Source organism: Streptomyces sp. NEAU-174 (assembly GCF_052665095.1).
Window position 1 is genome coordinate 411,299 of record NZ_JBQTCE010000004.1, and the last position, 21,947, is coordinate 433,245.

Here is a 21,947-nt window from a genome sequence, read left to right on the forward strand (position 1 = left end):
AAGCTCCAGCAGCCCCTCGATCGCGGACTGGAACTCCACCGTTTCACGCAGGTTCCGGTACCAGTACTCCGCATCCAGCTCGACGGTGTCCATCAACCGCCCGGTCACCGTCGAAAAGAACGGCACCTTACCCGTACGCGGCCGCACCGGCGCCAACGCCTCCGCCAGCTCCTCCCGGATCCCCTCCACCTGCCCCGAATGTGAGGCGTAATCCACCGGAATCCGCTTGGCCTCCGGGAACTCCTCCAGCACCCCATCCAGCAACTCAACGGAACCAGACACCACCGTCGAGGACGGGCCGTTCACCGCCGCCACCGACAGACCCGCACGGTCACGCAGCCGGTCGGCGGGCACCGGAACCGACACCATCCCACCCCGGCCTGACAGAGCCAGCAACGCCTTGCTCCGCAAGGCCACCACACGAGCACCGTCCTTCAATGACAACGCACCCGCCACACACGCCGCCGCGATCTCACCCTGGGAATGCCCCACCACCGCCGACGGCACCACACCAAACGAACGCCACAACTCGGCCAACGACACCATCACCGCCCACAACACCGGCTGCACCACATCAACCCGCCCCAACGCCACCTCGTCACCCAACACATCGAACAACGACCACTCGACGAACGGCCCGAGCGCATCCGCGCATTCACGCATCCGCCCCGCGAACACCGGCGAGGACTCCAGCAGTTCCAACGCCATTCCGGCCCACTGCGACCCCTGCCCCGGGAAGACGAACACCACCCCGGAACGCGTACGCGCCTCGCCGACCGTGGCACTGCCACTGGCCACGGCCTCCAGCTCACGCAGCAGTTCCGTACGGTCAGCACCCACGACCACCGCACGGTGTGACAACACCGAGCGAGCCGATGCCAGCGACCAGCCGACATCGACCGGACGCAGGGCAGCATCGGCGCTCACGAAGGACCGAATCCTGAGGGCATGCGCCCGTAGCCCCGCCTCGCTCCGAGCCGAAAGTACCCACGGAACAACCGGCGGTGCGGGCGTGCGCGCCGTGTCGGTTTCCTCGGGTTCGGCCACCGCACATGCCTGTTCGAGAATCACATGCGCGTTGGTGCCACTCACACCGAACGAGGAGACCGCGGCGCGTCGCGGCGCTCCCGTCTGAGGCCAGGGGGACGGTTCGGTGAGCAGGGCGATCCGTCCGGCCGTCCAGTCCACGTGGGGAGTCGGCTCGTCGATGTGCAGGCTCTGCGGCAGCACACCGTGGCGCATCGCCATCACCATCTTGATCACACCAGCCACACCGGCAGCCGCCTGCGTATGGCCGATGTTGGACTTCACGGAGCCCAGCAGCAGCGGCCGATCCGGATCCCGGTCCTGGCCGTAGGTGGCCAGCAGAGCCTGTGCCTCGATGGGGTCGCCCAGCGTCGTACCCGTACCGTGCGCCTCCACGGCATCCACGTCCACCGTGGACAGCCGTGCGTTCGCCAGCGCCTGCCGGATGACCCGCTGCTGCGACGGACCATTCGGCGCCGTCAAACCATTCGACGCACCATCCTGGTTGACGGCGGAGCCACGCATCACCGCCAGCACCCGGTGGCCGTTCCGCTCCGCGTCGGACAGCCGCTCCAACAGCAGAACGCCCACGCCTTCGCCCCAGCCGGTGCCGTCCGCGCCCGCCGCGAACGCCTTGCACCGGCCATCGGCGGCCAACGCGCCTTGCCTGGAGAACTCGGCGAACGCGGTGGGCGTGGCCATGACCGTGGCACCGCCCGCAAGGGCCATACGGCATTCGCCCGAGCGCAGCGCCTGCGCGGCCAGGTGCATGGCCACCAACGACGACGAACACGCGGTGTCCACGGTGATGGCCGGGCCCTCGAGCCCGAAGGTGTAGGACAGTCGGCCGGACGCCACGCTCGCCGCGCTGCCGGTGGCCAGATGGCCGTCCGCACGCTGTGGCGCGTTACCGACGAGGGCGGCGTAATCCTGGCCGTTGGTGCCGACGAACACTCCGGTGGGGCTGCCCCGCAACGCGTCCGCGGCGATCCCGGCCCGCTCGAAGACCTCCCACGAAGCCTCCAGCAACAGCCGCTGCTGCGGATCCATCGCGATCGCCTCGCGCGGCGAGATCCCGAAGAACGCGGGGTCGAACTCAGCCGCCGCGTAGAGGAAGCCACCCGCCCGGACCGACGCGCCATCGGCTCCGCCGACGAGGTCCCAGCCGCGGTCCTGTGGAAAGGCGGAAATGGCATCCGTCCCCGACTCCAGGAGCTGCCACAGCTCTTCGGGCGAGTCGACGCCACCAGGGAATCGGCAGCTCATGCCGATGATCGCGATCGGGTCGTCATCCACCGGAGCCGTGGCGACCGTCGGCGAGAGCGCTGCCGACCCCGCCCCGAGCAGTTGCTCCCGCAGGTGGCCGGCGAGAAGTTCCGGAGTGGGGTAGTCGAAGACGACCGAGGCAGGTGTCCGCACTCCGGTGGCCGCCATGAGCCGATTGCGGAGTTCGATCGCGGTCAGGGAGTCGAAACCGGCTGACTGGAATGTCGCTGCGGTGTCGATCGCCGCCGGGGTGGCGTGTCCCAGAACGACGGCCACCTGGCCACGTACGAGTTCAAGGAGCGTGCGTTCCCGCTCGGCCGGGGGGAGGGCCCGTAGCCGGTCGACGAACTCGCGTGCCGCAGGGGCGGAATGAGCCGCGCCACCCAGCAATTCACCGAACAGCGGACTGGGCCGTACGGTGGTGAACCGGGAGCCGAAGTGCTCCCAGTCGATGTCCGCGATCATCAGTGCGGTCTCGTCGTCGTCCAACGCTCGCTGAAGCGCTGCCAGCGCCAGCCGTGGTGCCATGGCCCGTGCATGCCCGGCCCCCATACCGCTATCGGCCCAGGCGCCCCAAGCCACCGACGTGGCCACCAGACCCTCGGCCCGGCGCCGCCAAGCCAGCCCGTCCAGAACGGCATTGGCCGCCGCATAACTCCCCTGACCCGCATTGCCCACGGTCCCGGCGGCCGAGGAGAACAACACGAAGGCATCAAGGTCGGTGTCACGGGTCAACTCGTGCAGATGGCGGGCGCCCTCGGCCTTAGCCCGCATCACGGCACGGATCCGCTCAGGGGACAGCGATTCGAGCACCCCGTCGTCGAGAACGCCCGCCGCATGCACGATGGTGCGCACATCCGGGACCGTCGCCAGAACAGCCGCGAGCGCCTCACGATCACCGACATCACAGGCCACAACCCGCACGCGGCTCCCCAACTCCGCCACCAGCTCGACAGCACCGGGCGCCTCGGCACCCCGGCGGCTCGTCAACACGACCCGCTCCACACCGCTGTCCACCAGCCAGCGCGCCACCTGACGACCCAGCGCACCCGTACCACCCGTGACCAGCGCGGCACCACGCCCACACCACCTGGTCGGCGCCTCACCCGCATCACCGAGCGTCGCCACCCGCGTCAGACGGGCACCCCAAGCGCCGGTGGAACGGATGGCTATCTGATCCTCACCGGAGTCCCCGGCAAGGATGCCGACCAGCGCCCTCCCAGCCCGATCGTCCAGCTCGGCAGGCAGATCGATCAGCCCGCCCCAAAGGCCCGGATGCTCCAGACCGATCACCCGGCCCAGACCCCAGACTCCGGCCTGGTCAGGATCCACCAGATCCCCGTCGACCACCGAGACCGCACCGCGCGTGGCACACCACAACGGGGCATCGACCTCAGCTGCCACAAGGGCTTGCAGCAACGACACCGTCGCCTCGACCGGCAACAACGACACCACACCCGCAGCCGCGACCTCGCCCAGCTCCGCCGTCGTCACAACTCGCGCAACGGCCCCCGCAGCCCGCAGCACGGCGACCACGTCGTCTCCGCCCTCGCCCACCACCAGCCACGTGCCGCGCAAACTCGGCTGCTCACAAGCGATCTCAATCGGGGACCAGTCGAGGCGGTACCGCCAGGACTCGACCAGTGACCTCTCCTGGTGACGGCGGCGCCAGGACGAGAGGGCGGGCAGGGCGGCGCTGAGCGGCTGTTCGGCATCGATGCCGAACGAACCGAGATCCCCACGCTCAACCGCATCCCAGAACGCCGCGTCCACCGCACTCGTCGCAGGCTGACCAGCGGACGGCTCCAACCAGAACCGCTCACGCTGGAAGGCATACGTCGGCAAATCAACCCGCCGAGCACCCGGGAATACCGCGTCCCAGTCCACCTCCACACCCCGCACATGGAGCTCCCCCAGAGCGGTCATGGCCGCAGTGGGGTCGGGACGGCCTGGCCGCAGCACCGACACACCATCGCCGTCGGCCAGGGCGGTCAACGTGCCGTCCGGCCCCAGCTCCAGGAAGGAACCCACACCCAGCTCGCGGAGGGTATTCAGCCCGTCGGCGAAGCGGACCGTCTCCCGCACATGCCGCACCCAGTACTCCGGCGAACACAACTCCTCACCCGCCACCGCTCCCGACACATTCGATACGACGGGCACGCTCGGAGCGCGGAACTCAACACCGTCCAGCACCTCACCGAACTCGGCGAGCATGCCGTCCATACGAGCCGAATGAAACGCATGGCTCACCCGCAACCGCCGCGTCCGCACCCCACGACCAACCAACACATCCACCACGACCTGAACCGCATCCTCATCACCCGAGACCACCACCGCCTCAGGAGCATTCACCGCCGCAACCGCCACCCCATCACTCAGCAGCGGCCGCACCTCATCCTCCGACGCCGCCACCGCAACCATCGCACCACCCGACGGCAACGCCTGCATCAAACGACCCCGCGCCGCCACCACCCTCGCCGCATCCTCCAACGACCACACACCCGCCACATACGCCGCAGCCAACTCACCAATCGAATGACCCAGCAGATAATCCGGCTTCACACCCCACGAGGTGATCAGCCGATAAAGCGCCACCTCCAGCGCGAACAACCCCGCCTGCGTATACGCCGTCTCCCCAATCAACCCGGCATCATCACCCCACACCACCTCACCCACCGACCGATCCAGATACCGATCCAGCTCCCCACACACCTCATCCCACACCGCAGCGAACACCGGATACGCCTCATACAACCCACGCCCCATCCCCAATCGCTGCGACCCCTGACCCGCAAACAACACACCCAACCCACCCGCCACCGGCACACCCACCACCACCGAACCCAACCCACCCAACAACTCCTCACGATCCGCACCCACCACCACCGCACGATGCGACAACCCAGAGCGAGTGGCCACCAGAGACCAGCCCACATCAACCGGATCCAGCCCAGGATCACCCTCCACAAATTCCCGCAACTGCTCCGCCTGCGCCCGCACCGCCGCCTCGCCCGCACCCGACACCACCCACGGCACCGCAGGCAACGCAACATCCTCGCCCCGAGACTCCTCCACCACCCCAGGCGCCTGCTCCAACACCACATGCGCGTTCGTCCCGCTCACTCCGAACGACGACACGCCCACCCGACGCGGCCGGCCCATCTCCGGCCAGGCAGCCCTCTCACTCAGCAACTCGACCGCCCCGGACGACCAGTCGACATGCGGGGAGGGCTCATCCACATGCAGCGTTCGCGGCAACACCCCATGCCGCATCGCCATCACCATCTTGATCACACCAGCCACACCCGCCGCAGCCTGCGTATGACCGATGTTCGACTTCACCGACCCCAACCACAGCGGCCGATCCGCATCCCGGCCCTGACCGTACGTGGCCAACAACGCCTGCGCCTCGATCGGATCACCCAACGCCGTACCCGTGCCATGCGCCTCCACCGCATCCACATCCACCGCCGACAACCCCGCACTCGCCAACGCCTGACGAATCACCCGCTGCTGCGACGGACCATTCGGCGCCGTCAAACCATTCGACGCACCATCCTGATTCACCGCACTACCACGCACCACCGCCAACACCCGATGCCCAAGCCGCTCCGCATCCGACAACCGCTCCACCAACAGCAGCCCAACACCCTCCGACCAACCCGTCCCATCCGCACCGGCGGCAAAGGACTTGCAGCGGCCATCGGCGGCCAGCCCACGCTGACGCGAGAACTCCACGAAGGCAGTGGGGGTGGCCATCACCGTGACACCGCCCGCAAGCGCCAGCGAGCACTCACCCGACCGCAACGCCTGCACCGCCAGATGCAACGCCACCAACGACGACGAACACGCCGTATCCACCGTGACCGCAGGGCCCTCAAGCCCCAGCGTGTACGACACCCGACCCGAAATGACACTGCCCGAACTACCGGTGAGGAAATAGCCCTCCGACGCTTCGGCGGCGCCATAACCCTGCGGCGAAGCTCCGACGAACACGCCAGTCCGGCTGCCCCTGACCGAGGCGGCTGGGATACCGGCCCGCTCGAACGCCTCCCACGCCGCGTGCAGCAGCAGCCGCTGCTGCGGATCCATCGCGGTCGCCTCACGCGGCGAGATCCCGAAGAAGCCCGGATCGAACTCGCCCGCGCCGTGGACGAATCCACCGACACGCGCATACGACGTCCCCGACTCCCCCACAGCCGTGTCGAAGAGGGTGGTCAGGTCCCATCCACGGTCCGTCGGAAAGGCCGTTATGGCATCGCCGTCGGAGTCGATCAGCCGCCACAGGTCCTCGGGAGACTCGACGTCCCCGGGGAAGCGGCAGCTCATGCCGACGATGACAATGGGATCACCGTCGTCCGGCGCGGCCACCTGCAACGGCGGCACACTGTCCTGCGGCGAACCGAGCAATTCCACGCTCAGATATTCGGCGAGGGTCACAGGAGTCGGATAGTCGAAGATCATCGTGGCCGGCGGTCGGATACCGGTGGCCGTGGCGATCCGGTTGCGCAGTTCCACCGCGGTCAGCGAGTCGAAGCCGATCTCCTGGAACGTCCTGCCGGGGTCGATGGCCTCCGGGCCCTGGTGGCCCAGCACGGCCGCGGCCGAAACCCGCACCAGCTCGACGGCCGCGCGCATGCGCTCGCCCTCGGACATGGTCCGGAAACGGGCCGCGAATTCACCCAGCGGAGCCCCCGAACCGGCGGCGTCGGGGATGAGCTCGCTCAGCAGTGGGCTCGGACGCAACGCGGTGAACCTCGACCCGAACCGCTCCCAATCCACATCCGCCACCACAAGCGCCGTCTCACCCTCACCCAACGCCCGCCCCAACGCAGCGACCGCCGACCCCGGAGCCATCCCCGACACACCACGCTCAACCAGGAACTCCTCACCCCCAACAGCCATACCACCCCCGCCCCACATCCCCCACGCCACCGACGTCGCCACCAACCCAACACCACGACGCCGCCACGCCAACCCATCCAAAAACGCATTCGCCGCCGCATACGCCGACTGATGACCGCTCCCCCACACCCCCGCCACCGACGAGAACAACACAAAGGCATCCAAGGCCATATCGCGCGTCAGCTCATCCAGGTGGATGGCTCCCGCGACCTTCGCCCGCATCCCATCCTGAAGGCCCTGAGCGGTAAGTGCGCTCAACGCACCCCAGCTCGGTACTCCCGCGGCGTGGACGACCACGCGGAGGTCCGGAAGGGTCTCGATCAGCTCCGCGACCGCGTCCCGATCGGCCACATCACACGCCACGACGCGGGCCGATACGCCCGTGGCCGACAGTTCGGCGACCAGTTCCCGTGCTCCGGGAGCGTCCGCGCCTCGTCGGCTCGTCAACACGATCTCTTCGACGCCGGTATCCGCGAGCCATCGGGCGACATGGCTCCCCAGGGCACCCGTTCCACCGGTGATCAGCGCGGTCCCCGATGCTTCCCAGGCAGTGGACGGCCGCGGGCGCGACGCCGTCGCACGCCTCAGACGACAGCCCAACACCTCGTCGCCACGGATCGCTGCGTGGTCCTCACCCGTGACGCCCGAAAGCACCGAGCACAACAGACCGGAGGTTCGCTCACCCCATGCGGTGGGCAGGTCGATCAGCCCGCCCCAACGATCCGGGTGCTCCAACCCGATCACACGGCCCAGACCCCAGACGGCCGACGCATACGGATCCACCACATCCCCGCCCACCACGGAGACCGCACCCCGCGTCACACACCACAACGGCGCATCGACCCCAGCCGACCCGAGAGCCTGCACCAACGCCACCGTCGTCTCGACCGACAACAACGACACCACACCCGCCACCGGGCCCGCGTCCAGCTCATCGATCGTTACGACACGCACCTCGGCGCCGGCGCCCCGCAGCGCGGCGACAACATCCGTCTCCGCCTCATCCGGCTCGACCACCACCAACCACACACCAGAGAGCTGCGAAGAGAGACCCGCGACCGGGGTCCAGGTCAGCCGATACCGCCATGCGTCGATGACCGACTCTTCCTGCCGAGCCCGTCGCCACGACGCCAACGCGGGCAACGCGGCACTCAACGACTGCTCGGCATCGACCCCGAAAATCTCCGCATCGCCACGCTCGACCGCGTCCCAGAACGCCGCGTCCACCGCGCTCGTCGCAGGCTGCTCGGGGGAGGGCTCCAACCAGAACCGCTCACGCTGGAAGGCATACGTCGGCACATCAACCCGCCGAGCACCCGGAAACACCGCATCCCAGTCGACCTCGACACCCCGGACGTACAGCCCGCCCAAAGCAGCCATAACGGTCAGAGGCTCCGAACGGTCCCGGTGCAGCACCGACACACCGTCGCCATCGGCCAGCGCGGTCAACGTCCCGTCCGGCCCCAACTCCAGGAACGAACCAACCCCTAGCCCACGCAACGTCTCCAGCCCGTCAGCAAAGCGGACCGTCTCCCGCACATGCCGCACCCAGTACTCCGGCGAACACAACTCCTCGCCCGCTACCACACCCGACACATTCGACACCACCGGCATTTCCGGGGCACGGAACTCCACACCCCGAAGCACCTCACCAAACTCCGCGAGCATGCCGTCCATACGAGCCGAATGGAAAGCATGGCTCACCCGCAACCGCCGCGTCCGCACCCCACGCCCAGCCAACTCATCCACAGCCGACTGAACCGCATCCTCATCACCCGACAGGACCACCGCCTCGGGACCGTTCACCGCCGCGATGACCACCCCATCGCTCAGCAGCGGCCGCACCTCATCCTCCGACGCCGCCACCGCAACCATCGCACCACCCGACGGCAGCGCCTGCATCAAACGACCCCGCGCCGCCACCACCCTCGCCGCATCCTCCAACGACCACACACCCGCCACATACGCCGCAGCCAACTCACCAATCGAATGCCCCAGCAGATAGTCCGGCTTCACACCCCACGAGGACACCAACGCAAACAGCGCCACCTCCAGCGCGAACAACCCCGCCTGCGTATACGCCGTCTCCCCAATCAACCCGGCATCATCACCCCACACCACCTCACCCACCGACCGATCCAGATACCGATCCAGCTGGGCGCACACCTCATCCCACACCTCAGCAAACACCGGATACGCCTCATACAACCCACGACCCATCCCCAACCGCTGCGACCCCTGACCCGCAAACAACACACCCAACCCACCACCCACCGGCACACCCACCACCGGAGCACCCTCCAAAGCCCCCAACAACTCACCACGATCCACACCCACCACCACCGCACGATGCGACAACCCAGCACGACCAGTCGCCAAAGACCACCCCACATCCACCAGATCCAACCCAGGATCACCCGCCACAAACGCCCGCAACCGCTCCACCTGCGCCCGCACCGCCGCCTCACCCGCACCCGACACCACCCACGGCACAACAGGCAGCTCCACGCGTTCGACCTGCGGCTCCTCCACAACCACAGGCGCCTGCTCCACAATCACATGGGCATTGGTCCCACTCACCCCGAACGCCGACACACCCACCCGACGCGGCCGATCCACCTCCGGCCACGCCACCTGCCCCTTCAGCAACTCCACAGCCCCGGACGACCAATCCACATGCGGCGACGGCTCATCCACATGCAGCGTGCGCGGCAACACCCCATACCGCATCGCCATCACCATCTTGATCACACCAGCCACACCCGCAGCCGCCTGCGTATGACCAATATTCGACTTCACCGAACCCAACCACAACGGCCGATCCGCATCCCGACCCTGACCGTACGTGGCCAGCAGCGCCTGCGCCTCGATCGGATCACCCAACGCCGTACCCGTGCCATGCGCCTCCACCGCATCCACATCCACCGCCGACAAACGGGCATTAGCCAACGCCTGACGAATCACCCGCTGCTGCGACGGACCATTCGGCGCCGTCAAACCATTCGACGCACCATCCTGATTCACCGCACTACCACGCACCACCGCCAACACCCGATGCCCAAGCCGCTCAGCATCCGACAACCGCTCCACGACCAGCATGCCGACGCCTTCGCCCCAGCCGGTGCCGTCCGCCCCCGCCGCAAACGCCTTGCACCGACCATCGGCGGCCAGCCCCCGCTGACGGGAGAACTGGACGAAGGTGCCGGGTGTCGCCATCACCGTCACACCGCCCGCAAGCGCCAGCGAGCACTCACCCGACCGCAACGCCTGCACCGCCAGATGCAACGCCACCAACGACGACGAACACGCCGTGTCCACCGTCACCGCCGGGCCCTCAAGCCCCAGCGTGTACGACACCCGACCGGAGGCGACGCTCGCCGCGCTTCCGATTCCGACGTACCCCTCGAGCTCGTCCGGGACCGCGGACAGCCGCGAGACATAGTCGGAGGACATCAGTCCGGCGAACACACCGGTCCGGCTGCCCTTCAGGGAATCGGTCGGAATACCCGCCCGCTCCAGGGCCTCCCACGATGCCTCCAGCAGCAGCCGCTGCTGCGGGTCCATCGCCAGCGCCTCACGCGGCGAGATCCCGAAGAGGCCGGCGTCGAAGTGGCCGGCATCGGGGATGAACGCGCCCTCGCGGGCGTACGACCGGCCCGCGCGGTCCGGGTCGGGGTCGTACAGGCCGTCCAGGTCCCAGCCTCGGTCGGTGGGGAAGCCGGAGACCGCGTCCACCGCCGACTCCGTGAGGCGCCACAGGTCCTCCGGGGAGCTCACCCCACCCGGGAAACGGCAGCTCATACCGACGATTGCGATCGGCTCGCGGCTCTTGGCCTCGACGTCCTGGAGACGCTGACGCGTCTGGCGCAGATCGGCGGTGAGCTTCTTGAGGTACTCGAGTACCTTTTCGTCGTTCGACATCCGCGTGCCAGTCCCCTCGATTTCCGGTCGGACGTTCTCGCTGCTCATGACCCATCGAGTTCCTGGTCGATGATTCCGAACATGTCGTCGAGCGAGGCGGATTCGAGGTCCCCCTCGACCGCGTCCGGCCGCTCCGGACGGTGCAGGTCGGCCCACATCGCGACGATGGTCTCCATCCGCGAGGACAGTTGCTCGCGCAGGGTGTCGTCCTCGGCCATCGTCGAAATCATGGCGGCCACCTTGTCCAGCTCGCTGAGCCGGGCCGCGATCGGGTCGGCCGCCTCCGGCACGATCGCGCCGAGCAGGTGCTCCGCCAGCGTGGCAGGTGTCGGATAGTCGAAGATCGCGGTCGCGGCCAGCCTGATTCCGGTGGTGGCGCCCAGCCGGTTACGCAGCTCCACCGCGGTCAGCGAGTCGAAGCCGATCTCCTGGAAGGTCCGCGCCGTGTCGATCGCCGACGCGTCCGGGTGCCGCAGCACGGCGGCGACCTCCCCGCGTACCAGCCCCAGGACGGTCTGGCTCTGTTCCGCGCCCGACATCTCGGCAAGGCTCTGCCGTAGGGCCACCCCACCGTCACCGGCCTCGACGGCCCGGCGTGGCGGGGTCGGTGCCAGCGCGCTGAGCACGGGCGGCACCGTACCGGTGGCCGCCACCGCACGAAGGTGCAACGGGGTGGCCACGAGTGTGGGTTCGCCACTCCGGCACGCGGCGTCGAACAGCTCGAGACCGCGTTCGTCGGAGAGGGGAACGGCGCCCGTGCTGGTCATACGGGCCACGTCCTGCTCCGACAGATGTGCGGTCAGGCCACTGCGCCGCTCCCACAGGCCCCATGCCACCGATACCGCGGGGAGCCCCTGGGCCCGCCGGTGCACGGCCAGCGCGTCGAGAAAGGCGTTGGCCGCGGCGTAGTTGCCCTGTCCCGCGCTGCCCAGCACACCGGTGGCGGAGGAGAACAGGACGAACGCGTCCAGGTCCAGTCGGCGGGTCAGCTCGTGCAGGTGCCACGCCGCGTTCGCCTTCGGCCGTAGGACGGTTTCCACGCGTTTTTCGGTCATCGAGCCGATGACACCGTCGTCCACCACACCGGCGGTGTGGACGACGGCGCGCAGCGCCGGAATGGTGTCCAGCAGGGCGGTCAACTGGGCACGATCGGCCACATCGCAGGCGGCGACGCGGATGCGGGCGCCGAGCGCCTCCAGTTCGGTGGCCAGTTCCATGGCGCCGGGCGCGGTGGCCCCGCCGCGACTGGCGAGCACCAGGTCACGCGCGCCATGAGTGGTCACCAGATGGTGGGCGACCAGGCCGCCGAGTGTCCCCGTCCCGCCGGTGATCAGCACGGTGCCGGCGTCCCAGACGGGGGCTTTACCGTCCGGTGCGGCCGCCTTGACCAGCCTGGGCACCAGCACCGTACCGGCCCGGATGGCCACTTCGGGTTCCCCTGTCGCGAGCGCTGCGGGGAGCACCGCAAGGTCCGAGTCGTCATGGTCGATCACGACGAGCCGGTCGGGGTTCTCCTGTTGTACGGTGCGCAGGAGCCCCCGTACGGCGGCCGCCGCCAGATCCTCCACGCCGTCACCGGTGGATGTGGCCACCGCACGGCGGGTGAGCACCATCAGGCGGGCATCGGTGTACCGCGCGTCCCCGAGCCACTCCCGCACCACTCCCAGCACTCGGCGGAGGGCGGACGAGGCCGCTTCCGGAGCCGGACCGCCGCCATCCGCCTCGGGCGGACACGACAGGACCAGCACATCCGGCACCTGGTCGATGGAGGCGAGGTCCCGATGGCGTTGTGGCGACACACCGGCCGCGGTCAGCGCCGCGGTCAGCCGAGGCTCGTCGTGGCCGCCCAGCAGACCCCAGGACAGAGCCCGCGGGCCGGTGGCCCCCGTGGGAACGGGAAGCTCCTTCCACTCCAGCCGGAACAGCGCATCGCCGCGACTGCCGCCCGCCTCGAGCAGTCGCTGCTCCGCGAGCGGACGCATCGCCAGCGCGTCGATGGACAGCACGGGCGCCCCGAGGGTGTCCGCGATCCGGATGGCCACCGTGTCCGGACCGGCCGGGCTGAGCGTCACCCGCACGGCGGTGGCGCCCACCGCGTGCAGGGTCACCCCGCTCCAGGAGAAGGGGAGATGGGCTTGGCCCGGTTCGCTGACGAAGGCGCCGAGGCCGATGCCATGCAGGGCCGCGTCCAGCAACGCGGGATGCACTCCGCAGCGGGCGGCGTCGCCCCGCACCTGCTCGGGCAACGCGACGTCGAGAAACACTTCGCTGTCCCGGATCCATGCCTTCCGCTGCCCCTGAAAGGCGGGGCCGTACTGATAGCCCCGCTCGGCCATCGTCGTGTGCAACTCGGCGACATCGACCGGCCGGGCATCGGCCGGTGGCCAGGCCGACGGATTCGCGGGCGGATCGCCACGCTCGCCCACCCGCAGGGTGCCTCCGGCGTGGCGTATCCAGTCACCCTCACAGCGGGAGAACACCGTGACGGGACGACCCCCGAGGTCGTCCGAGCCTCCGACCGACACCTGGAGCTGCACGGTCTCCCGCTCGGGCAGGACGAGCGGCTCATGCAACGTCAGCTCTTCCAGAGTGTCGCAGCCGAACCGCACCCCCGCCTGCAACGCGAGCTCCACGAAGGCGGTGCCCGGCAGCAGGACCATGCCGAGGACGGAGTGGTCGGCCAGCCATGGCTGCCCGGCCAGTGACAGCGCACCGGTCAGCACACAGCCGTCCGCGTCCGGGAGGGGCACCGCCGCGCCCAGCAGCGGATGGTCAACGGCGCCCAGGCCCAGCCCGGACGCGTCGCCCGTGCCCGTCGACGGCACCAGCCAGAACCGCTCGCGCTGGAACGCGTAGGTGGGCAAGTCGACTCGCCGAGCGCCGGTGCCGTCGAAGGCCGTCTGCCAGTTGACCTCGACACCGCGGACGGACACCTCGGCCAGTGATGTCAGGAAGCGTCGGGCGCCTCCCTCATCCCGGCGGAGCGAACCGACGGCCACGATGGGGGTGTCCATCGCGTGGGCGGTGTCCTGGATGCCGACGGTCAGCACCGGATGCGGACTGGCCTCGACGAACACCGTATGGCCAAGCTCCAGCAGCCCCTCGATCGCGGACCGGAACTCCACCGTTTCACGCAAATTCCGATACCAGTACTCCGCATCCAACTCAACGGTGTCCATCAACCGCCCAGTCACCGTCGAAAAGAACGGCACCTCACCCGCACGCGGACGCACCGGCGCCAACGCCTCCGCCAGCCCCTCCCGGATCCCCTCCACCTGCGCCGAATGCGACGCATAATCCACCGGGATCCGCTTGGCCTCCGGGAACTCCTCCAGCACCGCTTCCAGCTCCTCAACGGCGCCGGACACCACCGTCGACGCCGGACCGTTCACCGCCGCCACCGACAACCCCGCACGACCCCGCAGCCGGTCAGCGGGCACCGGAACCGACACCATCCCACCCCGACCCGACAGAGCCAGCAACGCCCTGCTCCGCAAAGCCACCACACGAGCACCGTCCCCCAACGACAACCCACCCGCCACACACGCCGCAGCAATCTCACCCTGCGAATGACCCACCACCACCGACGGCACCACACCAAACGAACGCCACAACTCAGCCAACGACACCATCACCGCCCACAACACCGGCTGCACCACATCAACCCGTGCCAGCGCTCGCTCATCCGCCAGCACGTCCGGCAGCGACCACTTGACGAACGGCCCGAGCGCATCCGCGCATTCACGCATCCGCTCCGCAAACACCGGCGAATGCTCCAGCAGCTCCAACGCCATCCCAACCCACTGCGACCCCTGCCCCGGGAAGACCAACACCACTTCGCGCCCCGCCTCGGCGGCGCCCACGGATTCCACCGCGGCCAGCTCGCGCAGCAGTTCCGTACGGTCCGCGCCCACGACGACGGCTCGGTGCGACAGGGCAGCGCGGGTCGCGACCAGGGACCAGCCCACGTCCACGGGGTCGAGCTCGGGGTTCTCGCGCACGAAGGACGCCAGCCGCTGGGCCTGGGCTCGCAGCCCGCCCGCTCCCGCGCCCGACAGCACCCAGGGCACCGCGGGCAACCCCGACCGGACGGTGTCCGGTTCGCCGTTCTCATCCGGCTCCGGGGCCTGTTCGAGGATCACATGGGCGTTGGTGCCGCTCACTCCGAACGCGGACACCCCGGCCCGGCGCAGGTGGTCCCGGTCGGGCCACGCGGTCTGCTCGGTCAGCAGCTCCAAGGCCCCGGCGGACCAGTCGACGTGCGGGGAGGGCTCGTCGACGTGCAGGGTGCGCGGCAGTACGCCGTTGCGCAGCGCCAGAACCATCTTGATGAGTCCGGCGGCGCCCGCGGCCGCCTGGGTGTGCCCGATGTTGGACTTCACGGAGCCCAGCAGCAGCGGCCGATCCGGATCCCGGTCCTGGCCGTAGGTGGCCAGCAGAGCCTGCGCCTCGATGGGGTCGCCCAGCGTCGTACCCGTACCGTGCGCCTCCACCGCATCCACATCCGACGCCGACAACCCCGCGCTCGCCAGCGCCTGCCGGATCACCCGCTGCTGCGACGGACCATTCGGTGCGGTCAGGCCGTTGGACGCACCGTCCTGGTTGACGGCGGAGCCACGGATCACCGCCAGCACCTGGTGGCCGTTACGCTCCGCGTCGGAGAGCCGTTCCAGGACGAGCACCCCGGCGCCTTCGGCGAACCCGGTGCCGTCAGCGGCGGCGGCGAACGACTTGCACCGCCCGTCCGGTGCGAGTCCGCGCTGACGGGAGAATTCGACCAGCAGGTCCGGTGTCGTCATCACCGCCACACCGCCCGCCAGCGCCAGTGTGCTTTCGCCCCGGCGCAGGGACTCACACGCCCAGTGCACGCTGACCAGCGAGGACGAGCACGCGGTGTCCACGGTGACGGCGGGGCCTTCGAGGCCGAGGGTGTAGGCCACGCGGCCGGAGATCACGGAGGTGGAGTTCCCGGTGAGCAGGTACCCCTCGGAGCCGTCCGGGGTGGCGGCCTGGCCCGCGCCGTACGTCGTCGAAGCGGCACCCGCGAACACCCCGGTGCGGGTGCCCTTCAGGGCGAGCGGATCGATACCGGCGCGTTCGAAGGCTTCCCAGCACGCCTCGAGCCACAGCCGTTGCTGGGGATCCGCGGCCAGCGCCTCTCGGGGGGAGATGGTGAAGAATCCCGCGTCGAAGTCCGCCGCGTTCTTCAGGAAGCCACCGGTCCTGGCGTATGTCGTGCCGGACCGGCTCGGGTCCTGGTCGTAGAGCGCGTCCAGGTCCCAGCCACGGTCCTGCGGCAGCTCCGATATCGCATCCGTGCCGCTCACCAGCAGCTTCCACAGCGCCTCCGGGGAGTCCACCCCGGCGGGGAGCCGGCAGCTCATGCCGACGATGGCGATCGGTTCGTCGGCCGGGTGCGCGACCGCCGGTGGCGGTACGGGCGCCGCCACGTCGGTGGCGCCGAACAGCTCGGCGTCGAGGTGGTGTGCGAGCGCGGCCGGAGTGGGGTGGTCGAAGATGAGGGTGGCCTGCAACCGTCGGCCGGTGGCCGTGCGCAGTCGGTTGCGCAGTTCCACCGCGGAGAGCGAGTCGAAGCCGAGTTCCTTGAACGGCCGCTGGGGTGTCACGGATTCCGGACCGCCGTGGCCGAGCACAGCCGCCGCCTCCCGGCGGACCAGGTCGAGCAGGGCGCCGAGGCGTTCGTCCGCCGCCAGCCCTGCGAGGCCCTCAGCCACACCGTTGCCCGCACCATCGGCCGGGCCCGGGAGCGCACGGGCGAGCGGAACGCGTACGAGGCCACGCAGCAAGGCGGGTACCGGCTCAGGGCCCTGCGAGGACGGTTCGTAACGCATCGGCACCAGGAGGGTGTCGCCGGTCGCGCGGGCGGCGTCGAAGAGGGCCAGCCCCTCGTCGGTGGACAGCGGCAGGACGCCGGCTCGGGCGAGCCGGTCGGTGGTCAGGTGTTCGGTCAGCCCGCTGCGTTGCTCCCAGAAGCCCCAGGCCAGGGAGGTCGCGGGCAGTCCCTGTGCCCGGCGGTGCGCGGCCAGTGCGTCCAGGAAGGCGTTGGCCGCCGCGTAATTGCCCTGCCCTGGGCCACCGAGTACTCCGGCCGCCGAGGAGAACACCACGAACTCGGCCAGGTCCCGGTCCCGGGTCAGTTCATGCAGATGCCATGCGGCGTCCGCCTTGGGACGCAGCACCGTCCGCAGCCGCTCCGGGGTGAGCGACCCGATGACGGCGTCGTCGAGGACACCGGCCGTGTGCACCACACTCCGCAGGTCCGGCAGCGAGGCGACGAGTGCGGCGGTGGCGTCCCGGTCCGACACATCGCATGCGACCACCCACACCCGCGCCCCGGCGGCCTCCAGCTCGGCGACCAGCTCGGCCGCGCCCGGAGCGGTGTCACCACGACGCCCCGCCAGCACCAGGTCCGTCACTCCGTGCTCCCGCACCAGATGGCGAGCCACCAGACCGCCCAGTGTCCCGGTGCCCCCGGTGATCAGTGCGGTGCCGCCGGACAGCGGTCGCGGGATGGTGAGGGCCAGCTTGCCGATGTGGCGCGCCTGGGAGAGGTGGCGGAAGGCATCACTGGCCTGCCGTACGTCCTGGACGCGCAGTGGCAGCGGGGTGAACACACCTTGGTGGAACAGGGAGAGCAGCTCGGTGAGCAGTTGGCCGATCCGGTCGGGTCCGGCGTCGAGCAGTTCGAAGGCCCGGTATGACACACCGTGGCGCGCCATGACCTCCTCGGCGTCCCGGAGATCGGTCCTGCCCATCTCGATCAGCCGTCCACCGGGACGCAGCAGTCCGAGGGACGCGTTGAGGAGTTCACCGGTCAGCGAGTTGAGTACGACATCCACGCCGTCCGGTGCGTCCGAGCGGAAGTGGTCCGCGAACTCCGGCGAGCGGGAGGAGGCGATCCGCCGCGGGGCGACCCCGCATGCGCGCACCGCGTCCCACTTGGCCGGGCTCGCGGTGGCGAACACCTCGGCGCCCAGCCGGCGCGCCACCTGCACTGCCGCCATCCCGACGCCACCGGCCGCCGCGTGCACCAGCACCGACTCGCCGCTCCGCACATCGGCCAGGTCGACCAAGGCGTACATCGCGGTGAGGAAGGGGATCGGGGTGGCGGCGGCCTGCGGGAAGGACCACCCCTCCGGGATCGGCGCCACCAGCCGGTGATCCGTGATCGCCACCGGTCCGAAGGCGCCGGAGAACAGACCCATCACCCGATCCCCGGGGGCCACTCCCGCCACTCCGGAACCGATCTCCAGCACCGTTCCGGCGGCTTCGCTGCCCAGCAGACCGGCCTTGTCCGGGTACATCCCCAGGGCGAGCAGTACGTCACGGAAGTTGACCCCGGCCGCGTGCACGGCCACCCGGATCTCGTCCGCGGCCAGTGGCCTGGACGCCTCCGCGCAGGGCGCGAGGGCCAGGTTTTCCAGCGTGTCCTGGCCGCCGGTCTCCAGCCTCCAGGTGTCCGTCCCAGCCGGAACCGGCAACGCCGACGAGGCGGCCCGTACCAGCCTGGGCACCAGCGCCTTCCCCGCCCGGACCGCCACCTGCGGCTCATCGGTGGCGAGCACCGCCGGCAACGCCGACGGATCCTCGTCCACCGTGTCCACGAGTACGAAACGGCCGGGGTTCTCGGTCTGCGCGGTGCGGATGAGGCCCCAGACCGCGGCGGCGGCCAGGCTCTCCGGGTCTTCGCCGGGCGTGGTCGCGACCGCGCCCCGCGTCACCACGACGAGGCGGGCGTCCCCGAAGCGGTCGTCCGCCAGCCACGCCTGCGTGACCTCGAGGACGCGGCTGGTGAGCGCGTACACGTCCTCCGGGCTCTCCTCGGCGGCACCTCCTGTGGTCACCGCGGTGGAAAGACTGAACACCACGGCCCCGTGTACGAGCTGGGGCGCTATCAGCCCGGTCAGCTGGGCCACGGACTCGACGGCGGGGAAGGCGACTTCATCCGAGGTGTCCGAGGCGTCCGAGGCGTCCAGGGTGAGCTCGGTCCAGTCCACGCGGAACAGCGAGTCGTCGTGGGAGCCGCCGAGCCCGCCCTCGGACACCGGGCGCAGGGCCAGGGAGTCCGCCGTCAGCACCGGAGCACCCGTGCCGTCCATGGCCAGGAGCGAGATGGTGTCCGGCCCGGCGGGCGACAGAACGACCCGCAAGGTGGTGGCACCGACAGCGTGCAGAGTGACACCGGTCCAGGCGAACGGAAGGTGCGGTCGGCCTGGTTCGGCCACGAACGCGCCCAGTCCGGCGCCGTGCAGGGCGGCGTCGAGCAGGGCGGGGTGGATGGCGCAACGGCCCGCGTCGCTCTCGGCCGTCTCGGGCAGGACCACCTCGGCGAACACCTCGTCGCCACGCCGCCATGCGGCGCGCAGCCCCTGGAAAACGGGTCCATATGCGTAGCCGCGTGTGCTCATCTCAGCGTAGACATCGGTGAGGTCAACCGGTGTGGCGCCGGTCGGGGGCCACACCGCCCGTTCCACGGTGGCCGCTTCGCCGCCGGGGCTGATGCTGCCGGTGGCGTGCCGTATCCAGGTCCGGTCCTGGCCCGGCCTGGAGTACACCGTGACCGGTCGCCTGCCGCTGTCGTCCGGTCCGCCGACCGCCACCTGAATCTGTACGTCTCCGTGCGCGGGCAGCACGAGCGGCGCCTGTAGCGTCAGCTCATCCAGCGTCCGGCAGCCCAGGTGCACTCCGGCCTGAAGGGCCAGTTCCACGAACCCGGTGCCCGGCAGCAACACCTTGTCCAGTACGGCGTGGTCACGCAGCCAAGGATGGGTGGCCGAGGAGAGCGAGCCGGTCAGCACACAGCCATCGGATTCGGGCAGGGGCAACATCGCGCTCACCAAGGGGTGAGCGAGACCGGCGAGGCCCGCGCCGCCCACATCACTCGCGCCGCGCACCGGATCCAGCCAGAACCATTCGTGCTGGAACGCATAGGTCGGGAGATCGACCTGCCGCGCTCCGGTCGCGGCGAACACCGGCTGCCACTCCACGGGCACACCCTCGGTGAACAGTCGGCCGACGCTGCTGAGGAAACGGACGGGACCGCCGTCGTCGCGGCGCAACGATCCGCTTACGACGATGTCGGTGTCGGTGGTGTCGGCGGTGTCCTGGATGCCGACGGTCAGCACCGGATGCGGGCTGGCCTCGACAAACACCGTATGGCCAAGCTCCAACAGCCCCTCGATCGCGGACCGGAACTCCACCGTCTCACGCAAATTCCGATACCAGTACTCCGCATCCAACTCAACGGTGTCCATCAACCGGCCGGTCACCGTCGAAAAGAACGGCACCTCACCCGCACGCGGCCGGACCGGCGCCAACGCCTCCGCCAGCCCCTCCCGGATCCCCTCCACCTGCACCGAATGCGAGGCGTAATCCACCGGAATCCGCTTGGCCTCCGGGAACTCCGCCAGCACCCCATCCAGCACCTCAACCGCCCCGGACACCACCGTCGACGCCGGACCATTCACCGCCGCCACCGACAGCCCGGGACGGTCACGGAGCCGATCGGCAGGCACCGGAACCGACACCATCCCACCCCGACCCGACAGAGCCAGCAGCGCCCTGCTCCGCAGGGCCACCACCCGAGCACCGTCCTCCAGCGACAGACCACCCGCCACACACGCCGCAGCAATCTCACCCTGCGAATGACCCACCACCACCGACGGCACCACACCAAACGAACGCCACAACTCAGCCAACGACACCATCACCGCCCACAACACCGGCTGCACCACATCAACCCGGCTCAGCGCAACCTCATCACCCAGCACATCGAACAACGACCACTCGACGAACGGAGCCAGCGCATCGGCGCATTCACGCAGCCGCTCCGCGAACACCGGCGAATGCTCCAGCAGCTCCAACGCCATCCCAACCCACTGCGACCCCTGCCCCGGGAAGACGAACACCACCCCGGATCGCGTACGGGCCTCGCCGACCGTGGCGCTGCCACTGGCCACGGCCTCCAGCTCATGCAGCAGTTCCGTACGGTCAGCACCCACGACCACCGCACGGTGTGACAGGGCCGCGCGGGTCGAGGCCAGCGACCAGCCGATGTCCATCGGGCGGAGTTCCGGCCGGTCCTCGACGAAGGCCATGAGGCGCGCGGCTTGTGCGCGGACACCGGCCTCGCTCGCACCCGTCACCACCCACGGCACGGCTCCCGGTTCGTCGCGTTCCGGCGAGAACTCGGGCCCGGACCCGGACCCGGACTCGGGCTCGGACTCGGGCTCGGCGGTCGGCTCGGGGGCCTGCTCCAGAATCACATGCGCGTTGGTGCCGCTCACGCCGAAGGCGGACACCCCGGCGCGGCGGGGCCGTGTGTTCTCCGGCCATGCCATCTGTTCGCTCAGCAGCTCCACCGCGCCGGTGGACCAGTCCACGTGCGGAGTGGGCGCGTCGATGTGCAGACTCCGCGGCAACACCCCATGCCGCAGCGCCAACACCATCTTGATCACACCAGCCACACCCGCGGCCGCCTGCGTATGACCGATATTCGACTTGATCGACCCCAGCAGCAACGGCCGATCCGCATCCCGGCCCTGACCATAGGTGGCCAGCAACGCCTGCGCCTCGATCGGATCACCCAGCGTCGTCCCCGTACCGTGCGCCTCCACCGCGTCCACGTCCACCGTGGACAGCTGTGCGTTCGCCAGCGCCTGCCGGATCACCCGCTGCTGCGACGGACCATTCGGCGCCGTCAAACCATTCGACGCACCATCCTGATTCACCGCACTACCACGCACCACCGCCAACACCCGATGCCCAAGCCGCTCAGCATCCGACAACCGCTCCACCACCAGCATTCC

The 21,947-nt window shown here is 69.6% G+C and carries 2 protein-coding genes and 11 pseudogenes (1 of these 13 cut by a window edge); all 13 read right to left on the reverse strand.

Annotation, left to right across the window (positions count from 1 at the left end; genetic code table 11):
• Nucleotides 1–11,118, reverse strand: partial view of a type I polyketide synthase gene (locus tag ACT2CW_RS14475; RefSeq protein WP_445516856.1) — the start only. Its footprint begins 22,368 nt before the window's first position; 11,118 of the gene's 33,486 nt are visible here — the first part of the coding sequence; it begins with the start codon at nucleotides 11,116–11,118; its stop codon lies beyond the left edge, outside the window.
• A gap of 44 nt (nucleotides 11,119–11,162) precedes the next feature.
• Nucleotides 11,163–11,885 (reverse strand): phosphopantetheine-binding protein, encoded by a 723-nt coding sequence (locus ACT2CW_RS14480; RefSeq protein WP_445517018.1) that lies wholly within the window; start codon nucleotides 11,883–11,885, stop codon nucleotides 11,163–11,165.
• A 60-nt stretch (nucleotides 11,886–11,945) separates the two neighbouring features.
• Nucleotides 11,946–12,545 (reverse strand): annotated as a pseudogene (locus ACT2CW_RS14485) (SDR family NAD(P)-dependent oxidoreductase); the annotation flags it as partial.
• Nucleotides 12,519–13,100, reverse strand: a pseudogene (locus ACT2CW_RS14490) (SpnB-like Rossmann fold domain-containing protein); the annotation flags it as partial. The pseudogenes ACT2CW_RS14490 and ACT2CW_RS14485, both read right to left, overlap by 27 nt.
• Nucleotides 13,086–13,598 (reverse strand): annotated as a pseudogene (locus tag ACT2CW_RS14495) (polyketide synthase dehydratase domain-containing protein); the annotation flags it as partial. The pseudogenes ACT2CW_RS14490 and ACT2CW_RS14495, both read right to left, overlap by 15 nt.
• Nucleotides 13,599–18,344 (reverse strand): annotated as a pseudogene (locus ACT2CW_RS14500) (type I polyketide synthase); the annotation flags it as partial.
• Nucleotides 18,345–18,350: 6 nt separating this feature from the next.
• Nucleotides 18,351–18,680, reverse strand: a pseudogene (locus tag ACT2CW_RS14505) (alcohol dehydrogenase catalytic domain-containing protein); the annotation flags it as partial.
• Nucleotides 18,657–19,184 (reverse strand): annotated as a pseudogene (locus ACT2CW_RS14510) (SpnB-like Rossmann fold domain-containing protein); the annotation flags it as partial. The pseudogenes ACT2CW_RS14505 and ACT2CW_RS14510, both read right to left, overlap by 24 nt.
• A pseudogene (locus tag ACT2CW_RS14515) lies at nucleotides 19,182–19,694 on the reverse strand (polyketide synthase dehydratase domain-containing protein); the annotation flags it as partial. The pseudogenes ACT2CW_RS14515 and ACT2CW_RS14510, both read right to left, overlap by 3 nt.
• A pseudogene (locus ACT2CW_RS14520) lies at nucleotides 19,695–20,132 on the reverse strand (polyketide synthase dehydratase domain-containing protein); the annotation flags it as partial. It lies immediately after the preceding pseudogene.
• Between the two features lie 57 nt (nucleotides 20,133–20,189).
• A pseudogene (locus tag ACT2CW_RS14525) lies at nucleotides 20,190–21,200 on the reverse strand (acyltransferase domain-containing protein); the annotation flags it as partial.
• Nucleotides 21,198–21,587, reverse strand: a pseudogene (locus tag ACT2CW_RS14530) (ketoacyl-synthetase C-terminal extension domain-containing protein); the annotation flags it as partial. The pseudogenes ACT2CW_RS14525 and ACT2CW_RS14530, both read right to left, overlap by 3 nt.
• 12 nt (nucleotides 21,588–21,599) lie before the next feature.
• Nucleotides 21,600–21,944, reverse strand: a pseudogene (locus ACT2CW_RS14535) (hypothetical protein); the annotation flags it as partial.
• Nucleotides 21,945–21,947 lie beyond the last annotated feature (3 nt).

Excerpts from the sequence above, each read along its gene's own strand:
- ACT2CW_RS14480 (WP_445517018.1), bottom strand. The coding sequence starts at position 11,885 with ATGACCAGCACGGGCGCCGTTCCCCTCTCCGACGAACGCGGTCTCGAG.